Source organism: Massilia eurypsychrophila (assembly GCF_002760655.1).
Lineage (GTDB): Bacteria > Pseudomonadota > Gammaproteobacteria > Burkholderiales > Burkholderiaceae_D > JAFCUW01.
On record NZ_PDOC01000011.1, the window covers coordinates 120,934 to 144,433 of the forward strand.

The window sequence follows — 23,500 nt, forward strand, 5'->3', positions numbered from 1 at the left end:
ACGTCAGTTATCAGGACGCCTTGCACCAGCAAAAGACTGCCTGGCGCAACCTGGCGATCGCCTTTTCGGCCCAGACCTTCACCGTGGCGCAGGCGGTTCGACAACGTGCTGCAACAGGCCGAACGCGGCTTTGCCGAGGACGCCGCGCGCCGGCGGGCGCCGTCCGACCCGCTGGCCAACTTCGGCGCCAACAGCCTGGCGCGCGAATACCTGCTGGGAATTCACCTGTACGACCGCGCCGGGCGCCTGCTCGCCAGTAGCACGCCGGCGCATGCGGCGCCAGCGCCGCCGGCCGGCCTGGCTCATCGGCCGCCGGCGCCGTCGCGCGCCAGCTTGCGCATCAGCGTGTCGGATGTCGATCCGGTCAGCGGGCGCGGCATCGTCAATTTCTCCCGTCCCACCTTCGGCGCCGACGGCAAGCCGAGCGGCACCATCGTGGCGCAGGCCGACGCCCAGCGCTTCGAGCGCATCTACAGCCTCGTCGAGCTGGGCAAGGGTGGTTCGGTAACACGGTTCAATCGCGACGGCACCATGCTGGTGCGCGGGCCGCAGTATCCGAAGGGGATCGGGCGCAGCTTCATCGACACGGTGCTGTTTCGGCACTACCTGCCGATGAGCGAGCGCGGCGCGTTCGCCGCCGTCAGTCCGATCGACGGCAAACGGCGCCTGTATGGCTACGACGCGGTCGGCGACTTTCCGCTGGTGATCATCACCGGCATGGACCGCAAGGATGCGCTGGCCGACTGGTACGGCAGGGCGTGGACGACGGCGCTGTCGCTGCTGTGCATTTCGCTGGCCGTCGTGTTCCTGGCGTGGCGGGTGGCGCGCGACAGCGCCCGCAATGCCCAGCTAATCGGACAACTGGCCGCCAGCGAGGCGCGCGCCGAGAAAAGCGCCGACTACCTGGCCAGCATCCTGAACTCGGTCGGCACGCCGATCTGGGTGCTCGACAGCGCGGGCCGCATCGTCATGCTCAATGACGCGTTTTCCCGCTTCGCCGGGCGCAGCGCCGCGGAACTGGTCGGCCGCCACGAACGCGACGCGCTCGATCCGGCCAATGCCGACGAGCGCGACAGCCGCTACCAGGACGTGCTGCAAGGAACGCGCAGCCGCGAGGCGATCACCGACATCGAGGACGGCGGCGGCGAGCGCCGCACCGTCATCCAGCTGTCGTCGAAGCTGCTCGACCAGGCCGGCCAGGCGCAGATCGTCAGCGTGCTCACCGACATCACCGAGCGCCAGAAGGCCGAGCGGCGCCTGACCTACGTCGCCAACTTCGACCTGCTGACCGGCTTGCCGAACCAGGTGCAGTTCCGCCGCGCCCTCGACGCCGAGCTGGCCGCTGCGGCGCCCGGCGCCAGCTTCGGCACGCTGGCCGTGTCGCTCGAACGGGTGCAGGAATTTCCGACCTGCTCGGCCACGGCGCCGGCGACAGCGCCTTGCAGCAGATCGGTGACGTGTTCCATTCGCTGCGGCCGCGCGCCAAAGCGGTTGCGCGCATCAAGAGCGACGAGTTCGCCGTGCTGGTCGACGCCGGCCAGGGCCGCGCTTTCCTGGAGCAGTACGCAATTGAACTGCACCAGCGCCTGGCCGGCGCGCTGCGGGTCGACGGGCGCGAGTTCTACCTCAACCCGCTGATCGGCGTGTCGGTCTACCCGGACGACGGCGCCAGCGCCGACGAGCTGTTCCGGCGCGCCGACAGCGCCCTGAACCGCGGCGGCGACAGCAACGACGCCATCCATTTCTATTCGGCGCGCGCCCAGACTTCGGCACCGGCCACTCGAGCCTGGCCTACCTGAAGCGCTTCCCGGTGCAGCGCCTGAAGGTCGACCGCGCCTTCATCCGCGACCTCGGCTAGGACGACGACAGCGCCGCCATCGTCCGCTCGATCGTCAACCTGGCGCGCGGCCTGAAGCTGCAGGTGGTCGCCCGAAGGCGTCGAAACGGTGCAGCAGCTGCAGATGTTGCGGGCGATGGACTGCGACGAATACCAGGGATTTCTGTTCAGCCGGCCGATCGATGCGGCGGCGGTGGCGCAGATGTTCGTTCCGAACCGCGCGGCGCAGGTTTAGGCGGCGTGCTGGGACGGTTCGGCCGCGCAGACCCGGTTGCGGCCTTCGGCCTTGGCCTGGTACAGGCCGCGGTCGGCCGCTTCGACCAGCGTGCGCGGATACTCGCCGCGCTGCGGGATGCAGGCATGCACCCCGGCGCTGACGCTGACGACGCGAAACGGGCTGGCGTCATGCGCCATGGCCTGTGCGGCGATGGCGGCGCGCACCTTTTCGGCCACCAGCATGGCGCCGGCCAGGTCGGTACCGGGCAGCAGGATGGTGAATTCCTCGCCGCCGAAGCGGGCGGCGATGTCGCCCGGGCGCTGCTGGCCCGACAGCACCGCTGCGGCCACGGCGCGCAGGCAGGCGTCGCCGGCGACGTGGCCATGGCGGTCGTTGTAGCGCTTGAAGTAGTCGACGTCGAGTATGACCAGCGCCAGCGGCGACTGGTCGCGCACGGCGCGCTTGAACTCGGCCTGCAGGCGGTCGTCGAAGTGGCGCCGGTTGGCAAGGCCAGTCAGGCCGTCACTCATCGCCAGCAGCTGCAGCGACGCGTTGGTCGCCTCCAGCGCCGTGGTCGCCGCGCGCAACTGGCGCTGCAGGCGGTCGCGCTCGATCAGCTGGCCGATCATGCGGACGCCGAGAAACAGCAGCAGCACGATCAGGCACAAGGTGCCGGCCAGCGCCGCCATCGCGCTGGTGCGCCAGCGCGCCAGCACCTCGTCCTTGGCGAGCGCGACGGCGATCACCAGCGGATAGTTCGGCAAGCGGCGATAGGTGTACAGCCGCTCGACCTGGTCGATGTTGGCGCGCATTGTCGCGCTGCCGGTCGGCGCGCCGGTTTCACGCCACAGCCGGAACACCGGGCCACGACTGAGGTCGGCGCCGATGTCCTGTTCCTTGAACGGGCGCCGCACCAGGAAGCGGCCGTTGTCCGAGGCGAGGAAGATCGTGCCGCGTTCGCCGATGGCGAAGCTTTCGTAGTAGGTCTTGAAATATTCGACCTTGATGGTGGCCAGCACCACGCCGGCGAAGCTGCCGTCGGGCAGTTCAAGCCGGCGCGACACCGGCACTACCCACACGCCGCTGCTGCGGCTGCGTACCGGAATGCCGACGTGGGTCTTGTTGTCGACGTGCGTGCGATGGTATTCGAAGTATGCGCGGTCGGCATTGTTGGCATGGGGCGGCGTAGCGGGCAGCGAATTGAACAGCCAGCGGCCGTCGGCGCCGTAAATGAACAGCCCTTGCAGCGACGGTGTCCTGCTGACGGTGTTCATCAACAGGGTATGAAGGCGTTGCGGATCGTTGACCAGCGCATGGTTCTGCACCCGCTCGACCATGCCGAGCAGCATCGTATCGACCAGGTTGATCGACGCCTCGGCGTGATCGGCCAGCGCGCGCGCCATGTTGACGGTGGAACGGTTGGCCTCGTCGAGGTAGTTCTGGCGCGCCGAATAACTGCTCCAGCCCTGCACCGCCAGCAGCGACAGGCACACTAGCGCCAGGAAAACCATGGCGAGGCCGGTCACCGAGCGCAGCCGCGGCAGCGGCGGCGCCTCGCGAGCGGGTAAGCGGCGGGGGGGCATGGGGTGTCTTCTCGGTGAAACCGAATCAATGGTAGATGGAATTCGATGCACGCGAGGATTGGGCGTTGGTTGCCATGATACAGCGGACAATGCGCTATGGAAACTTATTTCGCATAAAATCTATCCAAATGTCACAATTCAGAACAATGTATCTTCCGCAACAGGCGCCGCCTTTGTTCGCGGTGGCAGCGGGGCGGCCTCGGCGGTGAGACGGTCGGCCTCCCAGGGGCGGTAGATGTCGGCGTCGTTGACCAGTTCTCCTTCCAGCCAGCCCTGGTATTGACCCGGTTCGAGCAGCACCAGCATGCGTTTCTCGTCGCCGGGCTTGTGGAAACGCTGCATCAGCGGATGGCCGTCCGCATTGATGGTCAGCATCGAGAATGACAGCAGCGGCAAGCCGTCCGGTCCGCTCGGGCGCCACTCCCAGATGCCGGCGATGCCGAGCTGCTCGTTGCCGGCGGCGGCGATGCGCCAGCGCACCGGTTTGCCGCTTTCATAGCACGGCTCGTAGAAATTATCGGCTGGAACAACGCAGAATTGATGGCGTTTCCACGCGTTGCGAAACGACGGCTTGGTCGCCACCGTCTCGGTGCGCGCGTTGTAGGTCTGGCGCGCCAGCTTGGTGTCGGCCCAGTGCGGCACCATGCCGAACATCGCCGGCACCACCTCGACCTGGCCGGCAACATCGCGCGACTCGCGCAGGATCGGCGCCAGGTAACCAGGGAAGGCTTCGTCCGGAAAGTTGAACAGGGCGCGTTCCAGACCATGGTGCTGGCTGATCGCGTCGAGGCGGGTAGGGGTGTAATTGGCGCACATTGCACAATGGTAGCGCGTTTTTTCACTGCCGGCTGCACAGCGCGGCGCGCCCCGCAATTGCGCACGTTTGATCTGGCGCAAGGACTGCGGGCCGCTCGCTGCGCCACACTTTTGCATGCCGCCTGCGCGGTGCCTGCATAACCGAAAGGACCGCCGTGAGACAGTTGACATCGTCCGACCTCGACGAACTCGAGAGCCGGCTGCGCAGCGAGCGCCACATGGCGCTCGAAGCGATCCGCGACCGGCTGGTTGGTTACGACAGCGACGAGCAGAGCGTGCTGGTCAATTTCTTTGCCGAGCATGGCAGCAAGGCGGCGGACGGCCAGCTGGGCGCCACCGATATCGTCCGCCTGCGCGCCGAGCTGGCGCGGCTCGACACGATCGACATGGCGATGAAACGGCTCGATTTCGGCGCCGGCGGCATCTGCGTCGTGTGCGGCAACCCAATCCCGCTCGCTCGGCTGCGCGCGGCGCCGGCTTCGCTAACGTGCCTGCATTGCCAGCGCAGCATTGACGCCGGCCGTGAAACGGCGACCGGCGCCCCGCACGTGCCGGGTCGCGCCCACGGCGCCCACTAGCTGCCCGCGGCTCTGGCCGTGGGTTACTGCTGCGAGCGCGCCAGCACCTGGCGCACGTAATGCACGATCATGCGCTGCTCGTCGGTGTGGATGGCGCGCACGGCAACGGCGCTGCCGCCGGCCGAGATCAGCGGCTCGCCATGCGCATTGCGGTCCGGATCGAGCTCGACGCCAAGAAAGCGCAGCGGCGCGCAGATGCGGGCGCGCACTTCGGCGGCGTGCTCGCCGATGCCGCCGGAGAACACCAGCGTGTCGATTCCCTCCAGCGCGCCGGCCATCGCGCACACCGTCTTGCTGGCCTGGTAGCAGAACACGGCGACCGCTTCGGCGGCGCGCGTGTCCTCGCGCTGCCTGTCGAGCAGTTCGCGCATGTCGCCGCTGCTTTCCGAGATCCCCAGCAGGCCGGACTCGTGATTGACCATGTGGTTGAACCTGGCGAGCGTGAGCTGTTCGGCGCGCGCCAGGTACCAGCACAGGCCAGGGTCGAGGTCGCCCGCGCGGGTGGCCGTCGGCAGGCCGCCGGCCGGCGTCAGGCCCATGCTGGTGTCGACGCTCTGGCCTCCCAGTACCGCCGTGACGCTGGCGCAGCCGCCCAGGTGAGCGATGATCACGCGGCCTTGCGCCGCCGGCTTGCCGGCGATCCGTTCCAGCTCGTCCATGATGAAGGCGCACGACAGGCCGTGAAAGCCGTAGCGGCGCACGCCGTGCGCCTCGTAGCGGCGCGGCACCGGCACGATGCGCGCCACCCGCGGCATGGTGTGGTGGAACGCGGTGTCGAAACAGGCAACCTGCGGCGTGTTGGGGAAGCGCAGGTGCAGCGCATCGATCATCAGCAGTTCGAGCGGCAGATGTTCCGGGTCGAAAGAGCTCAGCTTGTGCAGGTCCTGCCGGGTCGCCACGGTCAACTCCGCCGGCTCCGAGTAGCCGGAACCGCCGTGCGCGACGCGGTGGCCGATGGCGCCCAGGGTGGCCGGCTCGATGCGCTCGCCCAGCCAGTCGAGCAGCACATGGGCGGCATTGAAACGCTCCGGAACGCCGACATGGCGCGAGAACGATTCGACGCCATGCGGGCCGCGCGCGCTGAAGCTGCTGTCGACGCAGCCGATGCCGGCCACGCTGCCTTCGAGCACGCGGGTGGAGGCGTCGTCGGCCTGGAACAGGGCAAACCTGATGGTCGACGATCCGGCGTTGATCGCCAGGATCAACTGGCCGGGCGAAGGAAGGGACATGACCGGCTCCTGACAGAGCTGAGAGTGTAGGAGCCGTCATTGAAAATAGCTTGATGCAGATCAAAGTTGCAAGGCGCCGCCAGCTCCTATTATTGACATGCGATCAATCATTAATGGAGAAGCACATGGACCAGGCGTTCAAGGAGTTCGTACTGAAAGTGATCGACGGCGCCAGCGACCTGACCCTGGCGACCGTGCGTCCGGACGGCTACCCGCAGGCAACGACGGTCAGCTTCGCCCACGACAAGCTGAACCTGTTCGTCGGCATCGGCAAGCACAGTCAGAAAGCCAACAATGTCCGATACAACAACAAGGTGTCGCTGACCATCAACTTGCCGTACCACGACTGGCGCGAGATCCAGGGCCTGTCGATGAGCGCGCTGGCCGAGGTGCTGGCGCCCGGACCGGATGTCGAGCTGGCCAAGTCCTGCCTGCTCAAGCGTTTCCCGCAGATTGCCGAATGGGGCGAGAACGGCCAGGCCAACGAGGTGGCGTTCCTGAAGATCACGCCGCAGGTGATCTCGATTCTCGACTACACCAAGGGATTCGGCCACACCGAGCAGGGCGTGGCCACCTGAGGCGTCGCGCTATACAGCTGGGGTCTGACAGCAGGGGCCTGACCCGCTCTCTGGGTCAGACCCCGGATTCGTTGCCGCGCGCATCCCACTGATGCGCGGAACTAAGCTCAGCTGGTAAATTCAGCAGCCGTCGCCGTGCCGCTGCCGTGCGGGAACACCAGCACCGGAATCGCGCTGTGGGTCAGCACCTTGTGGGTTTCACTGCCCAGCAGCATGGCCTTGACCCCTTTGCGGCCATGCGAGGCCATCGCCACCAGGTCGCAACTGGCGTTGCGCGCCGCGTCGATGATCGCCTCGAACGGATAGTCCGACATCAGCAGCAGCGTAGTGCATTTGACGCCGGCGGCGCTGGCCATCTGCTCCATGTGCTCGAGGTAGCGCTTGGCGTGCCGTTCGTTTTCCTGGCGCACCTGGGCATGCACCGCTTCGGTCACCCCCGGCTCGTAGGTGAACAGGTGCATCACCGGCATCACGTGAAGGCCGGTGATGGCCGCGCCTGTCGCCTGCGCGAAGCGGATGCACGACACGATCGCCGCCTCGGAGTCGGCGCTGCCGTCGGTTGGCAGCAATATGTGTTTAAACACGCTCCCACTCCCCTTGGGCTTGCACCCTGACATAGCGCGCGCGGCGGTCTTGACTGTCGGTGCGCGCGGCGGTGCTGTGCCGGCGTGAGCGCGGCGTCGGCGACCGCGTGGCGCTGGCCAGGGCCAGGTCCATCGTCGAGCGGTGCAGCAGCAGCCACTTCGGCAGCAGCTGCAGCGCCTCATGGCCAAGCGCGATATCGCCGCCTTCCACCTGCGGCTGTGCGTGGTGCAGCGCGGCGAGGGCGCGCGCGTGTTGCTCGCGGTGGCTGCGCAGCGCCGGGTAGTTGAGTGCTTCCATCACCGCTTCCTCGTCGCGCAGGCGGGTTTCAAGCTCGGCAATCAGGTCGTTGAATCCGTCGGCGAACTGATCGTCGGGCGTGCGGGCCAGGCGCTCCATCCGCGCTGCCATTTGAAGCCGCGCCTCGCTCATCATTCCGGCAATATTTCTTGCCATCCAACTGGTCGTATTGAAGTTCATGATCAACCTCTTGCAAAAACGGGCGCCGCCAGGACACGGCGGCCTCGTTTCCAGTGTGGGCCACAACGCCGGAACACCGCTTTGATGCAAATCAAAAACGATTGCCGGCGGCGGCGCGGCCGCAGCGTCTAGCGGAAGATCAGTACCGGCACCTTGCTGTGCACTAGTACCTTTTGTGTCTGGCTGCCGAGCAGCACGCCGGCAATGCCGCGCCGCCCGTGCGAGCCCATCGCGATCAGGTCGCACTGGCGACTGACCGCGGTGTCGACGATTACTTTCCACGGATCGTCCGACACCACCTGTTCGCAGGTGCAGGCGATGCCGGCCTCGCGCGCCGCGCCGTTGATGAACTCCAGGTATGTCACGGCGCGCTTGGCGCTGTCGATGGCGAACTGGTCCGACGTGTCTTCCACCATTTCGGCCTTGTAGGTGAAGGTGTGAAACTTCGGCACGACGGTCAGACCCAGCACCTCGGCGCCCAGTTCCTTGGCGAAGGCGACACCGGCAAGAATGGCGCGCTCGGATTGCTCGGAGCCATCGGTCGGCAATAAAATTCGTTTGAACATGCTTTGTCCCCTGAACAAAATAAGCTGCGACGCGCGCTGCCGCGCATCGGCGAATGATCGAATATTCAGTCTGTCGTCGCGCCGCGCGAGCAGCCTTGATGCACATCAAAATGGCCGGCGGCGGGACAACGACAGTTGTTGCTGCGGCCCTGGTCCGGCGCCCGACCACCGGGGCCGGCATAGCCTGGGGGGCGGAGCAGTATGTTCAAGCGCGTGTTGTTGATCCAGGGGCATCCCGACAGTGCCGGCGGCCATCTGTGCCGCGCGCTGGAGGAGGCCTACGCCAAGGGCGCCGTCGAAGGCGGCCACGAGCTGCGCCGCATCGACATCGCCGCCCTCGAGTTCCCGCTGCTCAGGAGCCAGGAGGAATGGGAGCACGGGCCGCTGCCGCCGGCGCTGCTGCAGTCGCAGCAAGACATCCTGTGGTCGCAGCACATCGTGATCTTCTTTCCCTTGTGGCTGGGCGACATGCCGGCCATGTTGAAGGGCTTTCTCGAACAGGTCGAGCGCCCCGGCTTCGCCTTCACGGGCGACGCCAAGAATCCGTTCGCGCGCAAGGGCCTGAAGGGGCGCTCGGCCCGCCTGGTGGTCACGATGGGCATGCCGGCGATGGTGTATCGCCTGTTCTTCCGCGCCCACAGCGTCAAGTCGCTCAGGCGCAACGTGCTTGGCTTTGTCGGCATTGCGCCGGTGGCCGACACCCTGATCGGCATGACCGGCAACATGAAGCCGCGGCGCGCCGCGCGCTGGCTGGACCGCCTGTTCGCGCTGGGCCGCGCGGCGGTCTAAGGTGTCAGGTCTGACATTCGGACATTTGGCTATATAAATGTTCGAATGTCAGACCTGACACCAGCATTTATGTCCGCATAACCGCGGCATATCAGTCCAACGCGTTTGGCAGGTGAATGTTCGAATGTCAGACCTGACACCAGCATTTGCGTCCGCATAACCGCGGCATATCAGTCCAACGCTTTTGGTTTTTACTACCGCCCCAGCAGCTTCCCCAACCGCTCAACCGCCTCCTCGATACGCGTCAGCCTGGTTGCATACGACAGCCGCACATGGCGTGCCGGCGCGGCAAACCCGAAGTCCGCCCCCGGCACGATCGCCACACCGGTTTTCGCCAGCACATCGAGGCAGAAGGCGGCGCTGTCGCCGCTGGCCGCGTGCGCCAGTACGCTGATGTCGGCATACACATAGAACGCGCCGTCCGGCATCACCGGCACCTGGAAACCGAGCTCGCGCAGCGCCGGCACAAGAAAATCGCGGCGGCGCTGGAACTCGCGCCGGCGCTGCTCGTAGATGGCGATCGAATCGGGATGGAAGCACGCCAGCGCGGCATGCTGGGCGATCGTCGACGGACAGATGAACAGGTTCTGCGCCAGCTTTTCGAACACCGGCACCAGCAGCTCCGGCACCACCAGCCAGCCGAGCCGCCAGCCGGTCATGTTGAAGTACTTCGAAAAGCTGTTGACCGTGATGACGTCGGCATCGAAGTGCAGCGCGCTGACCGGCGCGTGGTCGTACGACAGGCCCTGGTAGATCTCGTCGACGATGGCAAAGCCGCCGCGCGCGCGCACCGCCGCCAGCATCTGCTGCATCTGCGGCCCGGTCATCGAGGTGCCGGTCGGATTCGACGGCGACGCCACGATCACGCCGCGCGTGCGTTCGCTCCAGCGCTGCTCGACGTCAAGCGCCGTCAGCTGGTAGCGCTGCGCCGCGTCCGACGGCACCAGCACCGGCGCGCCGCCGAACGCCGAGACGAAATGGCGATTGCACGGATAACACGGATCCGGCATCAGCACTTCGTCGCCGACGCCGACCAGCGCCGCGCAGGCCAGCAGCAGCCCGGCCGAAGCGCCGGCGGTGACGACGATGCGGCGCGGGTCGACCTCGATGCCGTAGGCGCCGGCGTAGTGCGCGGCGATCGCCTCGCGCAGCGGCGCCAGGCCGAGTGCATCGGTGTACTGGGTGGCGCCGCTGCGAATCGCCGCCACGGCCGCCTCGGCCACCAGGTCGGTCGCCGTGAAGTCCGGTTCGCCCACGCTCATGCTGATCACATCGACGCCGGAACGCGCCAGCGCGCTGGCCGCCTTCACCACTTCCATCACGTGGAACGGCTCGATCGCGTGGACGCGCTGCGCCACCTGCAGCGCGCGCGCGGCCAGCGGTTCAATCGGCGATTCAATGTTCAGCGATGGTGTGTGCGACATTCGGGTCCTCTGCGGTTTCGGGTGCCTGCCGGCGTAGAGCGCTATGTTATACGAAGCGGCGGGGCGTTGCCGAGCGCCGTCGGGCGGAAAGGTTTATCCTAGTGTCGGAATCAAGGAGAACCATTTGGATACGCATGAAGCGGCTGGCGCGCTGGCCGAGTACACGTTCAAGATCGACGGCATGACCTGCGCTTCGTGCTCGGGACGGGTCGAGCGCGCGCTCAAGAAAGTGCCGGGCGTGCAAGACGCAAGCGTCAACCTGGCCACCGAAAAGGCCTCCATCACGGCATCGTCCGCGGTCACCGCGCAAACGCTGGTCGATGCCGTGCAGCGCGCCGGCTACGCCGCCGCTGAGGTCCGCGCCGCCGCGCCGGCGCTGCGCGATGCGCCGGCGCCATGGTGGCCGGTAGCGCTGGCGACGGCGCTGTCGCTGCCGCTGATCGCGCCGATGCTGTTGCAGCAGTTCGGCGTGCACTGGATGCTGCCCGGCTGGCTGCAGCTGGCGCTGGCCACCCCGGTGCAGTTCTGGCTCGGCGCGCGCTTTTATCGCGCCGGCTGGCACGCCGCGCGCGCAATGAGCGGCAACATGGACCTGCTGGTGGCGATCGGCACCAGCGCCGCCTACGGCCTGTCGCTGTACCTGATGCTGGCGCACGGCGACAGCGCGCCCCACCTGTACTTCGAATCGTCCGCTACCGTCATCACGCTCGTCTTGCTGGGCAAATGGCTCGAGGCGCGCGCCAAGCGGCAGACGCTGGCCGCGCTCGGCGCGCTCGAATCGCTGCGCCCGGCGCAGGCGCTGGTGCGCCGCGCCGGCGTCGACGCCGTGGTGCCGGTCGCCGAGGTGCGGGTCGGCGACACCGTCATCGTGCGCCCGGGCGACCGCGTGCCGGTCGACGGCGTCGTCGTCGAAGGCAGCAGCGAGCTTGACGAGTCGCTCCTCACCGGCGAGAGCATGCCGGTGCCGAAACACGCCGGCAGCGCCGTCACCGGCGGCGCCGTCAACGCCGGCGGCATGCTGGTGATCACGGCCACCGCCGTCGGCGGCGCCACCATGCTGTCGCAGATCATCCGGCTGGTCGAGGACGCGCAGGCGGTGAAGGCGCCGATTCAGCGCCTGGTCGACAAGGTCAGCGCGGTGTTCGTGCCGGTGGTGCTGCTCATTTCGGTGCTGACCTTGCTGGCCTGGGGAGTCACCAGCGGCGACTGGCAGCAGGCGCTGCTTAACGCGGTGGCGGTGCAGGTGATCGCCTGTCCGTGCGCGCTCGGCCTGGCGACGCCGACCTCGATCATGGCCGGCACCGGCGTCGCCGCCCGCTACGGCATCCTGATCAAGGACGCCGACGCGCTCGAGACGGCGCACGCGGTCACGGCGGTGGTGTTCGACAAGACCGGCACGCTGACCGAAGGGCGGCCGACGCTGGCCGCGGTCGAAGGCGAACCGGAGGTGCTGGCGCTGGCGTGGGCGGTGCAGCAGTACAGCGACCATCCGCTGGCCAGTGCGGTGGCCGCGGCGGCGCGCGCGGTGACGTCCGCGCCGGCCGCGGCCAGCAATGCGCAAGCGCTGCCGGGGCGCGGCGTCAGCGCCGTGGTCGGCGAATCAACCGTCTACCTCGGTAATGCGCGCCTGATGCGCGAACTTGGCGTCGACGTCGGCAGCGCCGAAGCGCACGAGCGGCTCGGCCGCACCGTGTCGTACCTGGCGCTGGCGGCGGCGGGCGGCACGCCGCGCCTGGCCGGCCTGCTGGCGTTCGGCGACACCGTCAAGCCCTCCGCCCGCGCGGCGGTGGCGCGCCTGCAGAAGCAAGGCATCAAGTGCGTCATGCTCACCGGCGACAATGCCGGCAGCGCCGGCGCGGTGGCGGCGGCGGTCGGCATCACCGATTTCCGCGCCGAGGTTCTGCCGGCCGAAAAGAGCCAGGCGGTGGCGGACCTGAAGCGCGATGGCCACATCGTGGCGATGGTCGGCGACGGCATCAACGACGCGCCGGCGCTGGCATCGGCCGACATCGGCATCGCCATGGCCACCGGCACCGACGTGGCGATGCACACGGCCGGCATCACGCTGATGCGCGGCGATCCGGCGCTGGTGGCCGACGCCATCGCCATCTCGAACCGCACCTACCGCAAGATCCGCCAGAACCTGGGCTGGGCATTCGTCTACAACATCGTCGGCGTGCCGCTGGCAGCGTTCGGCCTGCTCAACCCGGTGATCGCCGGCGCCGCGATGGCGCTCAGCTCAGTGAGCGTGGTGACCAACGCGCTGCTGCTGCGCCGCTGGCGGCCAGAATCAGGAGCAATGCCATGACCACCATCATTGTCCTGCCGCACCCCGATCTGGCGCCGGCCGGCGCGCAGTTCGACGCGCCGCCCGGCAGCACGATCTGCGACGCGCTGCTCGACAACGGCATCGAGATCGAGCACGCCTGCGGCAAGGTCGGCGCCTGCACCACCTGCCACGTCATAGTCAAGAATGGATTCGAATCGCTGAACGACATCGACGACAACGAGGAAGACCTGCTCGACCGCGCGTGGGGCCTGCAGCCGACGTCGCGCCTGTCGTGCCAGGCGCGCATCGCCGACTCCGGCCTGGTAGTGGAGATCCCCCGCTACACGCTCAACCAGGTCAAGGAAAACGGCTAGCCCGCAGCGGGTTGCCGCACCGTTGCCGTCTCAATCGACCTTGGCCACCGCGCACACCGACTTGCTGCCGGTGATCCTGCAGGTATTGCGCACGGCGCCTTTGGTATCCCACACTTTCACATCCCACTGCTCGGCGCCGGCGCGCTCCATCGTCATGTAGCCGAAGCCGCCGACCCATGAACTGAACTGGTCGACCACCGCGCCCGGCGCCGGCGCCGCCCCTGGCGGCAGCACCGCCGGCAGCGGCACGGTATCTTCCGCCGTTCCGGAGAAGCCGCTGATGAACTGGGTCGGGTGGGCGCTGGCAAAACTGACCTGCTCCCACAAATGCACATGGCCCGACAGGACCGCCTTGACGCCCGGCGGCAGCAGCGCCGGGTTGACCGCGCCGAACGCGTCCTGCAGGCCCTTGTCGCCGTTGAACAGCACCACCTCGCCGTCCTTGCCGCGGATCGCGCCAAAGCCGAGGATCGGGTGATGCTCGACCAGCATGCTGTACACCGCGTTGCGCGTCAGCGCCTCCATCTTGCGGTAGCTGTCGGCGTACTTCGCCATGCGCGGATCGGTCGGCGCCAGGCCCCTGTAGGTGGTATTCGACGTGTCGATCACGATCAGCTGGGCGCCGTCGCCCAGCGCCACCGCGTACGGGTCGCTGAAGTCGCCCACCGCGTCGTTGGCGGCGGCGTCGCAGTCGCGCCCCGGCAGCAAAGGGCGCGGATCGAGGAAGCGCAGGAAGCCCTGGCCGCCGCGCGCGCACGACTCGTGGTTGCCGCGCGCCATCACCCATGGCGCCGCCTTCAGTAAAGCGCGCCCGGGCGCGAAAAAGTCGGCGTCCCACGTGTCCCAGCCATAGCCCCACGGGCTGCCGGCGCAGCCGGCGCGTCCCGGCGGGCAGGCGTTTTCGCGGTAGTGATAATCGCCCACGTGCACCACCAGGTCGGGCCGCCAGGCGGCGGCCAGCGCGGCGATGCGGGCAAACGGATAGGCGGCCGCATCGTTGCAGGCCTGGTAGTCCTCGCCGCCGGTCTTTTTCAGGCGGCAGCCGGTGTCGCCGATGACGACGATGCGGTTCGGCTGCGCGCGCGGCAGCGCCAACGCCTGGCCCGCCACCGACGCCTGCGCCGTGCCGGCCGGGATCGCCGCTTCGCAGGCGAGCACCGGAAACGCCGACGGTTTCGCGTCCGCCGGCGCCGACACGGTCGGGCGCTGGGCGACGGTTTGCGCCGGCGAGCGCACCGCCATCGTGGCATCAAATCCGTCGATGCGGATCGTCGGGCAGCTCGCGCCGGCCGTCAGCACGCGCGCCACCGCGCCGCCGTCGACGCCGACGACGACGAACGACGCCAGCGCCGGCGCGCCGGTCGGCGTGGCGCAGCCGGCCAGTGCGGCCAGGGCCGCGACGAGCGCGGCGCGCAAGGGTAATACCGTGGAAGGCGACATGAACGGCTCAGCAGGCGAAAGGCGCCAATCTACCATATCAACGTGGCGACGTGGCCAGGCAGGGCGCCATGCACAGTTGGCGGCGGGTTTTTCGCCATCGTCAGATATACTTGCCCGCTGGGATCAACCAATAGCGGAATAACCATCTTGAACGAGTTTTGGAAACGCGCGCAGTTGCACGCAATGCAGGCAGTACACGGCGGCAGGACCTTCCTGCAGCAGGGCTACTCGCGCTTTCACGCCTACCTGATGCGCCGCCCGCCGCTGCAACGCGCCGCGCTGATCGTGCTGTGGGGTTGCGCCGCGCTGATCGCGCTATTGCTGGTGTATGTGCTGATCCTCATTCCGGTCACCCCTGGCATCAAGGACCTCAAGCAGGCGCGCGCGGCGCGGGCGTCGACCCTGGTGTCGGCCGACGGCAAGGAGCTGGCCAGCTTCGACCAGGGGCTGCACGAACGCGTCAAGCTGGCGCAGATCTCGCAGAACGTCGTCACGGCGCTGGTGGCGACGGAAGACCACCGCTTCTATCAGCACAACGGCATCGACTTCAAGCGCACCCTGGGCGCGGTCTACTACAGCCTGAAGGGCGACGCGCAGGGCGGCTCGACCATCACCCAGCAGCTCGCGCGCAACATGTTCCCGGAAGAGATCGGCCGCTCGCGCAACCTGAACCGCAAGCTCAAGGAGATGATCACGGCGATCAAGATCGAGGCGACCTACAGCAAGACCGAAATCCTCGAGGCCTACCTGAACACGGTGCCGTTCCTGTACAACACCTTCGGCATCGAGATGGCCGCGCGCACCTACTTCGACAAGTCGGCCGCGCAGCTCGACATCCTCGAGAGCGCGACCCTGGTCGGCATGCTGAAGGGAACCAATTACTACAACCCGGTCACCAATCCCGGCCGCTCGCTCACGCGGCGCAACGTGGTGCTTGGGCAGATGCTCAAGCACGGCCTGATCAACCAGGCGCGCTTCAACGCGCTGAAAAAGCGCCCGCTGCGGGTGCACTTCGCGCGCCAGGCCGAACGCGCCGGCACCGACACCCACTTCACCGCCCACGTGCGCAAATGGCTCATCGAGTGGGCCGACGAGAACGACTACAACCTGCAGCTCGATGGCCTGGTGGTGCACACCACGCTCGACTTCGCGCTGCAGAAGGCGGCGCTGCAGGCGGTGGAACGCCAGGCCAACGCGCTGCAGGCGATCGCCGACGTCGAGTGGAGCCAGCCGTCGGTCAACGTCACCGGATCGACCGGCGCCTACGCCGCGATGCATCCGTCGGTCAAGCCGTTCCAGTACTTCTGGCAGTCGCACGCCGCCCTGGCCAACGCCTTCGTGCGCGAGACGCCGGAATACCGCAAGGCGGTCGAAGACGGCGAGGCGCCGGCCGCCGCGCTCAAGCGCCTGAAAGCCGATCGCGCCTTCATAGCAGCTCTGCGCTCGGCCAAGACGCGCCTCGAAGCGGGCTTCGTCGCGCTCGATCCGGCCACCGGCGCGGTCAAGGCCTGGGTCGGCAGCCGCGACTTCAAGCGCGACCAGTTCGACCACGTCGCCAAGGCCGAGCGCCAGCCCGGCTCCACCTTCAAGCCGGTGGTGTACGGTGCGGCGCTGGAGAAGGGCCTGGCGCCGGAAAAGCCGTACGTCGACGCGGTGATGAGCATCAAGGCCGGCGACGGCACCGTCTGGCGCCCGACCGACATGAGCGGCACCAGCGGCGCCCAGATGACGATGCGCGACGGCCTGGTGTTCTCCAAGAACACCATCACCGCGCAGGTGATGCAGGACGTCGGCGTCGGCGGCATCGTCGACCTGGCCAAGGCGCTCGGCATCAACCAGAGCAAGCTGCAGGCGGTGCCGTCGCTGGCGCTCGGTACCAGCCCGGTGACCTTGCTCGAGATGGTCAGCGCCTATTCCACCATCGCCGCGCAGGGCGAATACCGCAAGCCCGCTTTCGTCACCCACATCACTGACCGCGAAGGCAAGGTCGTCGCCCAGTTCGCCGCCGAAGCGCCGCGCCGCGCCATGAAGGCCGAGTCGGCGGCGACGCTGATCGACATGATGCGCGGCGTCGTCAACCGCGGCACCGGCACCGCGGTGCGCCACCGCTTCGGCATCACCGGCGACGTCGCCGGCAAGACCGGCACCACGCAGAACAACGCCGACGGCTGGTTCATCATGATGCATCCGAACCTGGTGGCCGGCGCCTGGGTGGGCTTTAACGACAACCGCGTCAACATGCGCAGTTCATACTGGGGCCAGGGCGGCCACAATGCGATTCTGCTGGTGGGCGACTTTTTCAAGTCGGCCCTCGACACCGGCAAGATCGACAAGGCCGCGCTGTTCCCCGGCGGCCCGCGCGTGGCGCCGCAGCGCCAGGAACCGCAGGAAGAGGAGGTGATGGAGGAGGCCGGCGAAATGCGCCAGGAAGGCGTGCCAATACCGGTCGAGCCGCCGATGGAGGAGCCCGATCCGGACGACGAGCCGCCGCCGCCACCACCGCCGCCGGAGCGGCGCCTGGACGATCGCCAGTTCCAGCAGGAGCGCCAGTTGCGCGATCGCGACATGGAAGTGGACCGCCCGATCGATCAGGATCGCCAGTTCCAGCAAGACCGCCGGCAGCAGGACCTCGAACGCCAGTACCAGGACCGCATTCTGCAGCAGGAGCGCCGCCAGCAGGACAGGCAGCAGGAACGCCAGCAGGAGCGCCAGTACCAGTACCAGCAGCAGTCGCCGGATCTTCAGTAAAGCCTGGCCCTATATTCGCTAACAGTTTGCTGTAACCAGCGCTTTTGCCGAACCAAATGCCCTCGCAGGAGGTCAAAATGACATAGTCATTTTGAGATGGCGCGACAAAAAAAATGCGGCGGCCCGAGGGCCGCCGTCGTTTTTTCAAGCGCCGCCATTAATGCACGATCACCATCTGCGAACCAATCTTGATCGTGCGGCTGCTGCCGTTTGGCGTGATGGTGACCACGGGGCGCTTGCAGCCGACATCGAGCAGCACCAGAAATTCGGCATCGGACCTGCCGTCGTTCTTCAGCGTGAAGGCGCCGTGGCCTTCGACGGTGCCGGGCTTGGGCGCGTAGCCGGTGCGTCGCTCGTACGCGGCGCCGGCGCCGAGCGAGCGCACGCATACCGACTGGCCGCCGGCGCTGATGCTGACGCTGGTCGGATTGCTGGTCACGATGTCGGCCGGCGCATGCAGGTTGAACTCGTACGTGTGCGCAGCGTTGGCCGATATCTTGTCGCGCACCAGCACCGCGTTCTGGCCGCGCAGGTACCACACCTGGCGCTTGGCCGAGCGCAGCTTGCCGGCATACGCCGGCGTGGCGTCGCCTTCCGCGTAGTCCCAGTTCGACTGCGTCGAAAAGCCGGTGATCCTGCCGTTGCGCTGCAGCTGTTCGCGGTAGCCGCTGTTGTCCTGGCCCTTGCCGCCGTCGAACGTGATGGCGTTGGTCGAGCGGGTCTGGCTGTACCAGTTGTTCCAGGCGGGCGAACCGAACCAGTCGTACCAGCCTGCCTTGGTCAGCAGCGGCTGGCCGGCCACCGACAGCATGAACGAGTTCTGGTCGGCGTGGCTGTGGCTGAACGAACCGTAGGGGCTCGACTTGAAGTAGAACGAGGTGCGCGCCTTCGAGGTCACGTCGCTGTGCATCGCGGTCCAGCCGATGCTGGGGAAGTACGCCGCGTTCGGCGGCGGCGCTTCGTACGCTGCGCTTGTCACTGGCAGCGGATATGGCGCCTCGAGCAGGGTCAGCGTGTCTTCGCTGCCGCCCAGGCTGCGCTTGTACCAGGCCGCTCGCGGCGACGTCATGCGCGAGGCGAAGGAGTTGAAGACGCGCGTGTCGGGCACGGTGTCGGAGCCGTCGCCGAACAGGTGGGTGCGGGTGCCGGGCGGAGTGAACTGGGTAGCATAGTCGAGGAAACCGAGCGTCCAGGGCTTGGCGTAGAAATTGACGCCGGTGGCGTTGACCAGCGGGTCCCACAGCGCCACCATGTAGCCGGCGGTGTATTCGGCGTAGGCGGTGCCGTTGGCGTAGCCGCCTTCCTCGCCGCTCCACGGCGACGGCGCGTTGGCGTAGGCGCGGAACGAAAAATCGAACCACTTCTGTGCCTCGGGAATGTCGCCCAGCGCCAAGGTCGAGATCAGCACCACGAAAATGAGGCTGGTGTTGCCATGGGAGTCGAACGGGAACTGGTCGAGGCGGCCGTTGTTGCCGGCCAGGTTGGCGTAAATTTCGTTGGTGCGCGCCGTCACTGCCGCCAGCCAGCGCGCCTTGCGGCTGGCGTCGACGCTGGCGCCGAGCACGTCGACGGCCTTGATCAGCGACAGCGCAATCTGGCGCGTCGCCTGGTCCTGGTTGACGTAGCTGGTCGGCCCCTTCGGATTGAGCGCGGCCAGCTGGTCGCCCTTGCGCAGCGCCTCGGTCAGGTACAGCTGCTCGCCCTTGAGGCGGTACATCAACGCTGCCGCCTGCAGCTGGCGGCTCGCTTCGTTGATGCGGGCGCGCACGTCGTTTTGCTGGGTGACCATCGAATGGGTCAGCGGCGCGGCGATCGACAGCGCCCAGCGCGAGTCCGACAGCACCGGCAGTGCGCTGATCTGCGCCTTCACTTCGTTGGCCATGCGGCTGGCGTACGGCTCGTAGCGCGAGCGGCGCGTGTAGTCCCAGCGCGACACCGGCACCAGCGAGGCGTGCAGCGAGCGTGGCCGCGGTTTCTGCAGGATGCGCGCGCGCAAGGTGGCGTTGTCGGGTACTTCGAAGCGCATCGAGCGGGCATTGATGGCAAAACTGCGGCGGGCCGACCAATCGGTCGAACTGACCGGGCGTACGCGCCACGTGTAGTTGCCGTCGGGGAATGCCTTGGCTGGCAGGTACCAGTTGCGCTCGACCGTCACGCGGGTCGGCACCGTGGCGCCGGCGGCGAGAATTTCAACTTCGTAGGACGCCGGGCCGGTCGGGTGGCGCGCCCACGTGAAGCCGGGCGGATTCTGCGGCTGGCTGTCGCCATTGGCCGGGTGCGGCTTGACCACCAGCGGATCGCTCGACTGGACCCAGTCGGCGTGGGCGGCGCCGGCCGACAGCAAGCAAGAAAGCACGATCACGCGTAAGTAAGGCATTTTCATTCTGTAACAACTCCAGAGGATGATGAGGGAAACGCCACCGTCGCGGCCCAGTTTTTAATTGCGCGCTGAAAATAATCCGCTCAGTCAATTATCTTCAGGCAATTCAGGGCTGAAACATAACGGGCAGATCCGTGTCGGGTTTCTCGTTTTTACAGCTTGTTTCACTTTGCCGCCGCAAGGTGGACAGATTGCTATTTCGCGAGGCACAGAAAGCTGGTAGGGCCAGCTTTGCCGGGCGTTGTTGTTCATTTACTGCACGTTGCCGTCGAAGTGGACAAGAAAACAAGATATTGATGGAGATGCGTGCGCAGATACGCTAAAGTTGTCGAATACAAAAAACAAGAAAGCTGGGGAGTCGTGAATAAACTATTGCAGCGCTTCTGGTCGCCAAAACCGCCCAGCCAGGCGCATGTCATCATGCGCGCCACGGCGGTGATCAACCACGTCATTTTTGACGTCGGCATCGACACGCTGGTGGGCGGCACCTTCGTGCTCGACAAGCGCTTGCGCCTGCGCTTTGTCAGCATGGCGCCGGCGCGCCCGCGCGGTGTTGTCGCGCTGCTGAAGGTGAGCCAACTGGAAGAGGCGGTGCTGTTTCGCGGCCTCGGCATCGACGAGGTGCTCGACATGCGAATCGTGCGGCAACACTCGGCCTGCCTGGCGCGCGCCGTGGTGCGCGACCTTGGCGTGCAGTCGGCCGCGCTCAGGGCGCTGCCGGCGGCGCCCGCGCGATAACACCGGCAGGTGACGGCGCCGCCATTAGTGCGGCGACGAGCGCGGTGATCGATCCGGTATATTAGGTCATCTGCCACCAACGAAAGATGGACGATGAGCGTTCGCAATCTGCAGCACCTGTTCGCGCCGTCTTCGGTGGCGCTGATCGGCGCCTCCGAGCGCGCCGGCAGCGTCGGCGCGACGGCGCTGCGCAACCTGACCGGGGCCGGCTTCACGGGGCCGATCTATGCGGTCAACCCGAAGCACCGGCAAGTGGCCGGCATCACCTGTTACGCCAGCGTGGCCGATCTGCCGCAGGCGCCGGCGCTGGCGATCATCTGCACGCCGCCGGCCAGCGTGCCGGGCATCGTGCGCCAGTTAGGTGAGCGCGGCTGCCGCGCCGCGATCATCCTGACAGCGGGACTGTCGGCGCAGCGCGACGCGCTTGGGCGCACGCTGCAGCAGGCCGCGCTCGACGCCGCCCAGCCGTACATCATGCGCCTGCTCGGTCCGAACTGCGTCGGCCTGCTGGTGCCGGGCATTGGCCTGAACGCGAGCTTCGCCCATACCGACGCGCTGCCCGGCAAGCTGGCGTTCGTGTCGCAGTCCGGCGCGCTGGTGACGGGCGTGCTCGATTGGGCGCGCAGCCGCGGCATCGGCTTCTCGCGCTTCATTTCGCTGGGCGACAGCGCCGACGTCGATTTCGGCGACGTGCTCGACTACCTCGCCAGCGACGGCGAGACGAGCGCCATTTTGATGTACATGGAGGACGTGCGGCACGCGCGCAAGTTCATGTCGGCGGCGCGCGCGGCGGCGCGCAGCAAGCCGGTGGTAGTGCTGAAGGCGGGGCGGATGCCGGAAGGGGCGCGCGCGGCGGCCTCGCACACGGGCGCGCTGGCCGGCGCCGACGACGTCTACGATTGCGCCTTCCGGCGCGCCGGCATGCTGCGCGTGCTCACCACCGAGGACCTGTTCGCAGCGGTCGAAACGCTGGCGCACGCGCGTCCGCTGCACGGCGAGCGGCTGGCGATCATGACCAACGGCGGCGGGCCAGGCGTGATGGCGACCGACGCGCTGGTCGACGGCGGCGGCAAGATGGCGACGCTGTCGGCGCACACGCTGGGCCAGCTCGAGGAGCTGCTACCGCCGACCTGGTCGCATGCGAACCCGGTCGACATCATCGGCGATGCGCCGGCCGCGCGCTATGTGCGCACGCTCGAACTGCTGCTGGCCGACGAGCAGTGCGATGCGGTCCTGTTCATCCACGCGCCCACCGCCATCGTGCCGAGCGCGGACATCGCGCGCGCCATCGCGCCGCTGGCAAAGGCGGCCTCGCGCAATGTGCTGGCGTGCTGGCTGGGCGGCGAGGCGGTGGCCGAAGCGCGCCGCATCTGCTTCGAGGCCGGCATCCCGACCTTCGACACGCCGGAAGACGCGGTCAACGGCTACCTGCAGATTGTCCATTACCGCCAGGCGCAGAACCTGCTGATGCAGGTGCCGCCGTCGGCTTGCAACGAGTTCGAGGCCGACCGCATCGGCGCGCGCGGCATCGTCCTGGCGGCGCTGGCCGAGGGGCGCAGCCAGCTGGCCGAGCCCGAAGCGAAGGCGGTGCTGGCCGCGTACGGCATCGAGGTGGTGCAGACGCGGCTGGCGGCCGACATCGAGCAGGCGGTTGGGGCGGCCATCGAGATCGGCTTTCCGGTGGCGCTCAAGGTGGTGTCGCAGCAGGTGGTGCACAAGTCGGACGTTGGCGGCGTCGCGCTCGATCTCGATTCGGCCGAGGCGGTGCGATCGGCCGCGCAGCGCATGCAAAGGCGGCTGGCCGAACTGCAGCCGGACGCGCGCCTGGACGGCTTTTCGGTGCAGCAGATGGCGCGCCGGCCCGACGCGGTCGAGCTGATCGTCGGCGCCGCCACCGACCGCGTATTCGGGCCGGTGATCCTGTTTGGCCAGGGCGGCATCTCGGTGGAGGTGACGGGCGACCATGCGGTGGCGCTGCCGCCGCTGAACACGGTGCTGGCGCGCGACATGATCGGGCGCACGCGGGTGGCCAGGCTGCTGGCCGGTTACCGCAGCCGGCCGCCGGCGGACATGGAGGCGATCCTGTGGACATTGACGCAGCTGTCGCAGCTGGTGTCGGACATCCCGGAAATCATCGAACTCGATATCAATCCGCTGCTGGCCGACAGCGCCGGCGCGATCGCGCTCGACGCGCGCATGCGCGTGGCGCTGGCCGACTGCAGCGCGAGCAGCCTTGACCGGCTGGCGATCCGCCCGTATCCGCGCGAACTGGAAGAGACCATCGAATTCGAAGGCCGAGCGCTGCTGCTGCGCCCGATTCGTCCGGAAGACGGGCCGGCGCACCTGGCGTTTTTCGACGCCCTCACGCCGGACGACGTGCGCTACCGGATGTTCGTGCGGATCCGCGAATTGACGGCCTCGCAGCTGGCGCGCTTCACGCAGATCGATTTCGACCGCGAGATGGCCTTCATCGCCACCCGCGACGGCGCCGACGGCCAGCCCGAGACGCTCGGCGTGGCGCGCGTGGTGGCCGACCCCGACAACGTGGCCGCCGAATTCGCCGTCACCGTGCGCTCGGACCTGAAGGGGCATGGGCTGGGACGCACCTTGATGAAAAAGGTGATCGCCTACTGCCGCTCGCGCGGCACGCGCGAGATCGTCGGCGAGGCGCTGCCGCAAAATACCCGCGTGATCCGGCTGGTGCGCAGCCTCGGCTTCGAAGTGACGCCGGCGCCGGAGGAGGGCACGATGCGCCTGCGGCTGCCGCTCGAGTAGCTTGCCTGGCGACCGATCCGGCGCGTCAGGATGGTGTATTTGTCGATTGGATGGTAAATTCGGCGACTTATTGCTGAACTACCCATCCAGGAGAAAA

The 23,500-nt window shown here is 67.5% G+C and carries 18 protein-coding genes and 2 pseudogenes; 11 read left to right on the forward strand and 9 right to left on the reverse strand.

Annotation, left to right across the window (positions count from 1 at the left end; all coding sequences use genetic code 11):
• Positions 1 to 435 precede the first annotated feature (435 nt).
• From CR105_RS28955 to CR105_RS17475, 3 genes and pseudogenes are all read left to right on the forward strand, one after another.
• Positions 436 to 1,248 (forward strand): annotated as a pseudogene (locus CR105_RS28955) (PAS domain S-box protein); the annotation flags it as partial.
• Between the two features lie 209 nt (positions 1,249 to 1,457).
• The gene (locus CR105_RS17470) at positions 1,458 to 1,799 is read left to right on the forward strand and encodes a diguanylate cyclase domain-containing protein (protein ID WP_229413987.1); all 342 of its coding nucleotides are present in this window, start codon (positions 1,458 to 1,460) and stop codon (positions 1,797 to 1,799) included.
• Positions 1,800 to 1,943: 144 nt separating this feature from the next.
• A pseudogene (locus CR105_RS17475) lies at positions 1,944 to 2,072 on the forward strand (hypothetical protein); the annotation flags it as partial.
• Here CR105_RS17475 and CR105_RS17480 read toward each other — a convergent pair.
• Both CR105_RS17480 and CR105_RS17485 read right to left on the reverse strand, forming a co-directional pair.
• Positions 2,069 to 3,637, reverse strand: a complete 1,569-nt coding sequence (locus tag CR105_RS17480; protein ID WP_099790481.1) for a sensor domain-containing diguanylate cyclase — start codon at positions 3,635 to 3,637, stop codon at positions 2,069 to 2,071. The pseudogene CR105_RS17475 and the gene CR105_RS17480 overlap by 4 nt on opposite strands.
• Before the next feature lie 138 nt (positions 3,638 to 3,775).
• A complete protein-coding gene (locus CR105_RS17485; protein ID WP_099790483.1) occupies positions 3,776 to 4,453 on the reverse strand; it encodes an SOS response-associated peptidase in 678 nt (225 codons plus the stop codon).
• A 155-nt stretch (positions 4,454 to 4,608) separates the two neighbouring features.
• Between CR105_RS17485 and CR105_RS17490 the strand changes: the two genes are divergently transcribed.
• Positions 4,609 to 5,031, forward strand: a complete 423-nt coding sequence (locus tag CR105_RS17490) for a TraR/DksA family transcriptional regulator (RefSeq protein WP_131021687.1) — start codon at positions 4,609 to 4,611, stop codon at positions 5,029 to 5,031.
• A gap of 23 nt (positions 5,032 to 5,054) precedes the next feature.
• Here CR105_RS17490 and CR105_RS17495 read toward each other — a convergent pair whose 3' ends face one another.
• Positions 5,055 to 6,260: an acetate/propionate family kinase gene (locus tag CR105_RS17495; RefSeq protein ID WP_099790487.1), complete on the reverse strand. Its 1,206-nt coding sequence runs from the start codon at positions 6,258 to 6,260 to the stop codon at positions 5,055 to 5,057.
• 125 nt (positions 6,261 to 6,385) lie between these two features.
• Between CR105_RS17495 and CR105_RS17500 the strand changes: the two genes are divergently transcribed.
• On the forward strand, positions 6,386 to 6,838 hold the full coding sequence (locus CR105_RS17500; RefSeq protein ID WP_229413988.1) for a pyridoxamine 5'-phosphate oxidase family protein: 453 nt from the start codon (positions 6,386 to 6,388) through the stop codon (positions 6,836 to 6,838).
• A 107-nt stretch (positions 6,839 to 6,945) separates the two neighbouring features.
• Here the strand turns inward: CR105_RS17500 and CR105_RS17505 are convergent, their stop codons facing one another.
• The 3 genes from CR105_RS17505 to CR105_RS17515 all read right to left on the reverse strand — a co-directional run bounded on the left by CR105_RS17505 (position 6,946) and on the right by CR105_RS17515 (position 8,466).
• A complete protein-coding gene (locus tag CR105_RS17505; protein WP_099790491.1) occupies positions 6,946 to 7,422 on the reverse strand; it encodes a universal stress protein in 477 nt (158 codons plus the stop codon).
• On the reverse strand, positions 7,415 to 7,900 hold the full coding sequence (locus tag CR105_RS17510) for a hemerythrin domain-containing protein (protein ID WP_131021686.1): 486 nt from the start codon (positions 7,898 to 7,900) through the stop codon (positions 7,415 to 7,417). The genes CR105_RS17505 and CR105_RS17510 overlap by 8 nt, the downstream gene beginning before the upstream one ends.
• 128 nt (positions 7,901 to 8,028) lie before the next feature.
• Entirely contained in the window at positions 8,029 to 8,466 is a 438-nt protein-coding gene (locus CR105_RS17515; protein ID WP_099790495.1) for a universal stress protein, read from the reverse strand.
• A gap of 201 nt (positions 8,467 to 8,667) precedes the next feature.
• On the opposite strand from CR105_RS17515, the gene CR105_RS17520 reads away from it, so the two are divergent.
• Positions 8,668 to 9,255, forward strand: coding sequence for an NAD(P)H-dependent oxidoreductase (locus CR105_RS17520; protein WP_099790497.1), 588 nt, complete (start codon positions 8,668 to 8,670; stop codon positions 9,253 to 9,255).
• A 194-nt stretch (positions 9,256 to 9,449) separates the two neighbouring features.
• Here CR105_RS17520 and CR105_RS17525 read toward each other — a convergent pair whose 3' ends face one another.
• A complete protein-coding gene (locus tag CR105_RS17525; protein ID WP_370660692.1) occupies positions 9,450 to 10,643 on the reverse strand; it encodes a pyridoxal phosphate-dependent aminotransferase in 1,194 nt (397 codons plus the stop codon).
• Between the two features lie 160 nt (positions 10,644 to 10,803).
• Here CR105_RS17525 and CR105_RS17530 point away from each other — a divergent pair, with 160 nt between their 5' ends.
• Together CR105_RS17530 and fdx are read left to right on the forward strand one after the other, a co-directional pair.
• The gene (locus CR105_RS17530) at positions 10,804 to 12,987 is read left to right on the forward strand and encodes a heavy metal translocating P-type ATPase (protein ID WP_370660691.1); all 2,184 of its coding nucleotides are present in this window, start codon (positions 10,804 to 10,806) and stop codon (positions 12,985 to 12,987) included.
• Complete coding sequence (fdx, locus tag CR105_RS17535; protein WP_099790503.1) at positions 12,984 to 13,322, forward strand: ISC system 2Fe-2S type ferredoxin; 339 nt, start codon at positions 12,984 to 12,986, stop codon at positions 13,320 to 13,322. Before CR105_RS17530 ends, fdx begins: the two co-directional genes overlap by 4 nt.
• Before the next feature lie 30 nt (positions 13,323 to 13,352).
• Here fdx and CR105_RS17540 read toward each other — a convergent pair whose 3' ends face one another.
• Positions 13,353 to 14,762, reverse strand: coding sequence for a metallophosphoesterase family protein (locus CR105_RS17540; RefSeq protein ID WP_099790505.1), 1,410 nt, complete (start codon positions 14,760 to 14,762; stop codon positions 13,353 to 13,355).
• Positions 14,763 to 14,945: 183 nt separating this feature from the next.
• On the opposite strand from CR105_RS17540, the gene CR105_RS17545 reads away from it, so the two are divergent.
• Entirely contained in the window at positions 14,946 to 17,510 is a 2,565-nt protein-coding gene (locus CR105_RS17545) for a penicillin-binding protein 1A (protein WP_099790507.1), read from the forward strand.
• Between the two features lie 157 nt (positions 17,511 to 17,667).
• Here the strand turns inward: CR105_RS17545 and CR105_RS17550 are convergent, their stop codons facing one another.
• Complete coding sequence (locus CR105_RS17550) at positions 17,668 to 19,893, reverse strand: heparinase II/III domain-containing protein (RefSeq protein WP_099790509.1); 2,226 nt, start codon at positions 19,891 to 19,893, stop codon at positions 17,668 to 17,670.
• A gap of 357 nt (positions 19,894 to 20,250) precedes the next feature.
• Here CR105_RS17550 and CR105_RS17555 point away from each other — a divergent pair, with 357 nt between their 5' ends.
• Both CR105_RS17555 and CR105_RS17560 read left to right on the forward strand, forming a co-directional pair.
• Positions 20,251 to 20,628, forward strand: coding sequence for a hypothetical protein (locus tag CR105_RS17555; RefSeq protein ID WP_131021685.1), 378 nt, complete (start codon positions 20,251 to 20,253; stop codon positions 20,626 to 20,628).
• Positions 20,629 to 20,721: 93 nt separating this feature from the next.
• Positions 20,722 to 23,403 carry a bifunctional acetate--CoA ligase family protein/GNAT family N-acetyltransferase gene (locus tag CR105_RS17560; RefSeq protein ID WP_099790513.1) on the forward strand — a complete coding sequence of 894 codons (2,682 nt, stop codon included), beginning with the start codon at positions 20,722 to 20,724 and terminating at the stop codon, positions 23,401 to 23,403.
• The last annotated feature ends 97 nt before the right edge of the window (positions 23,404 to 23,500 follow it).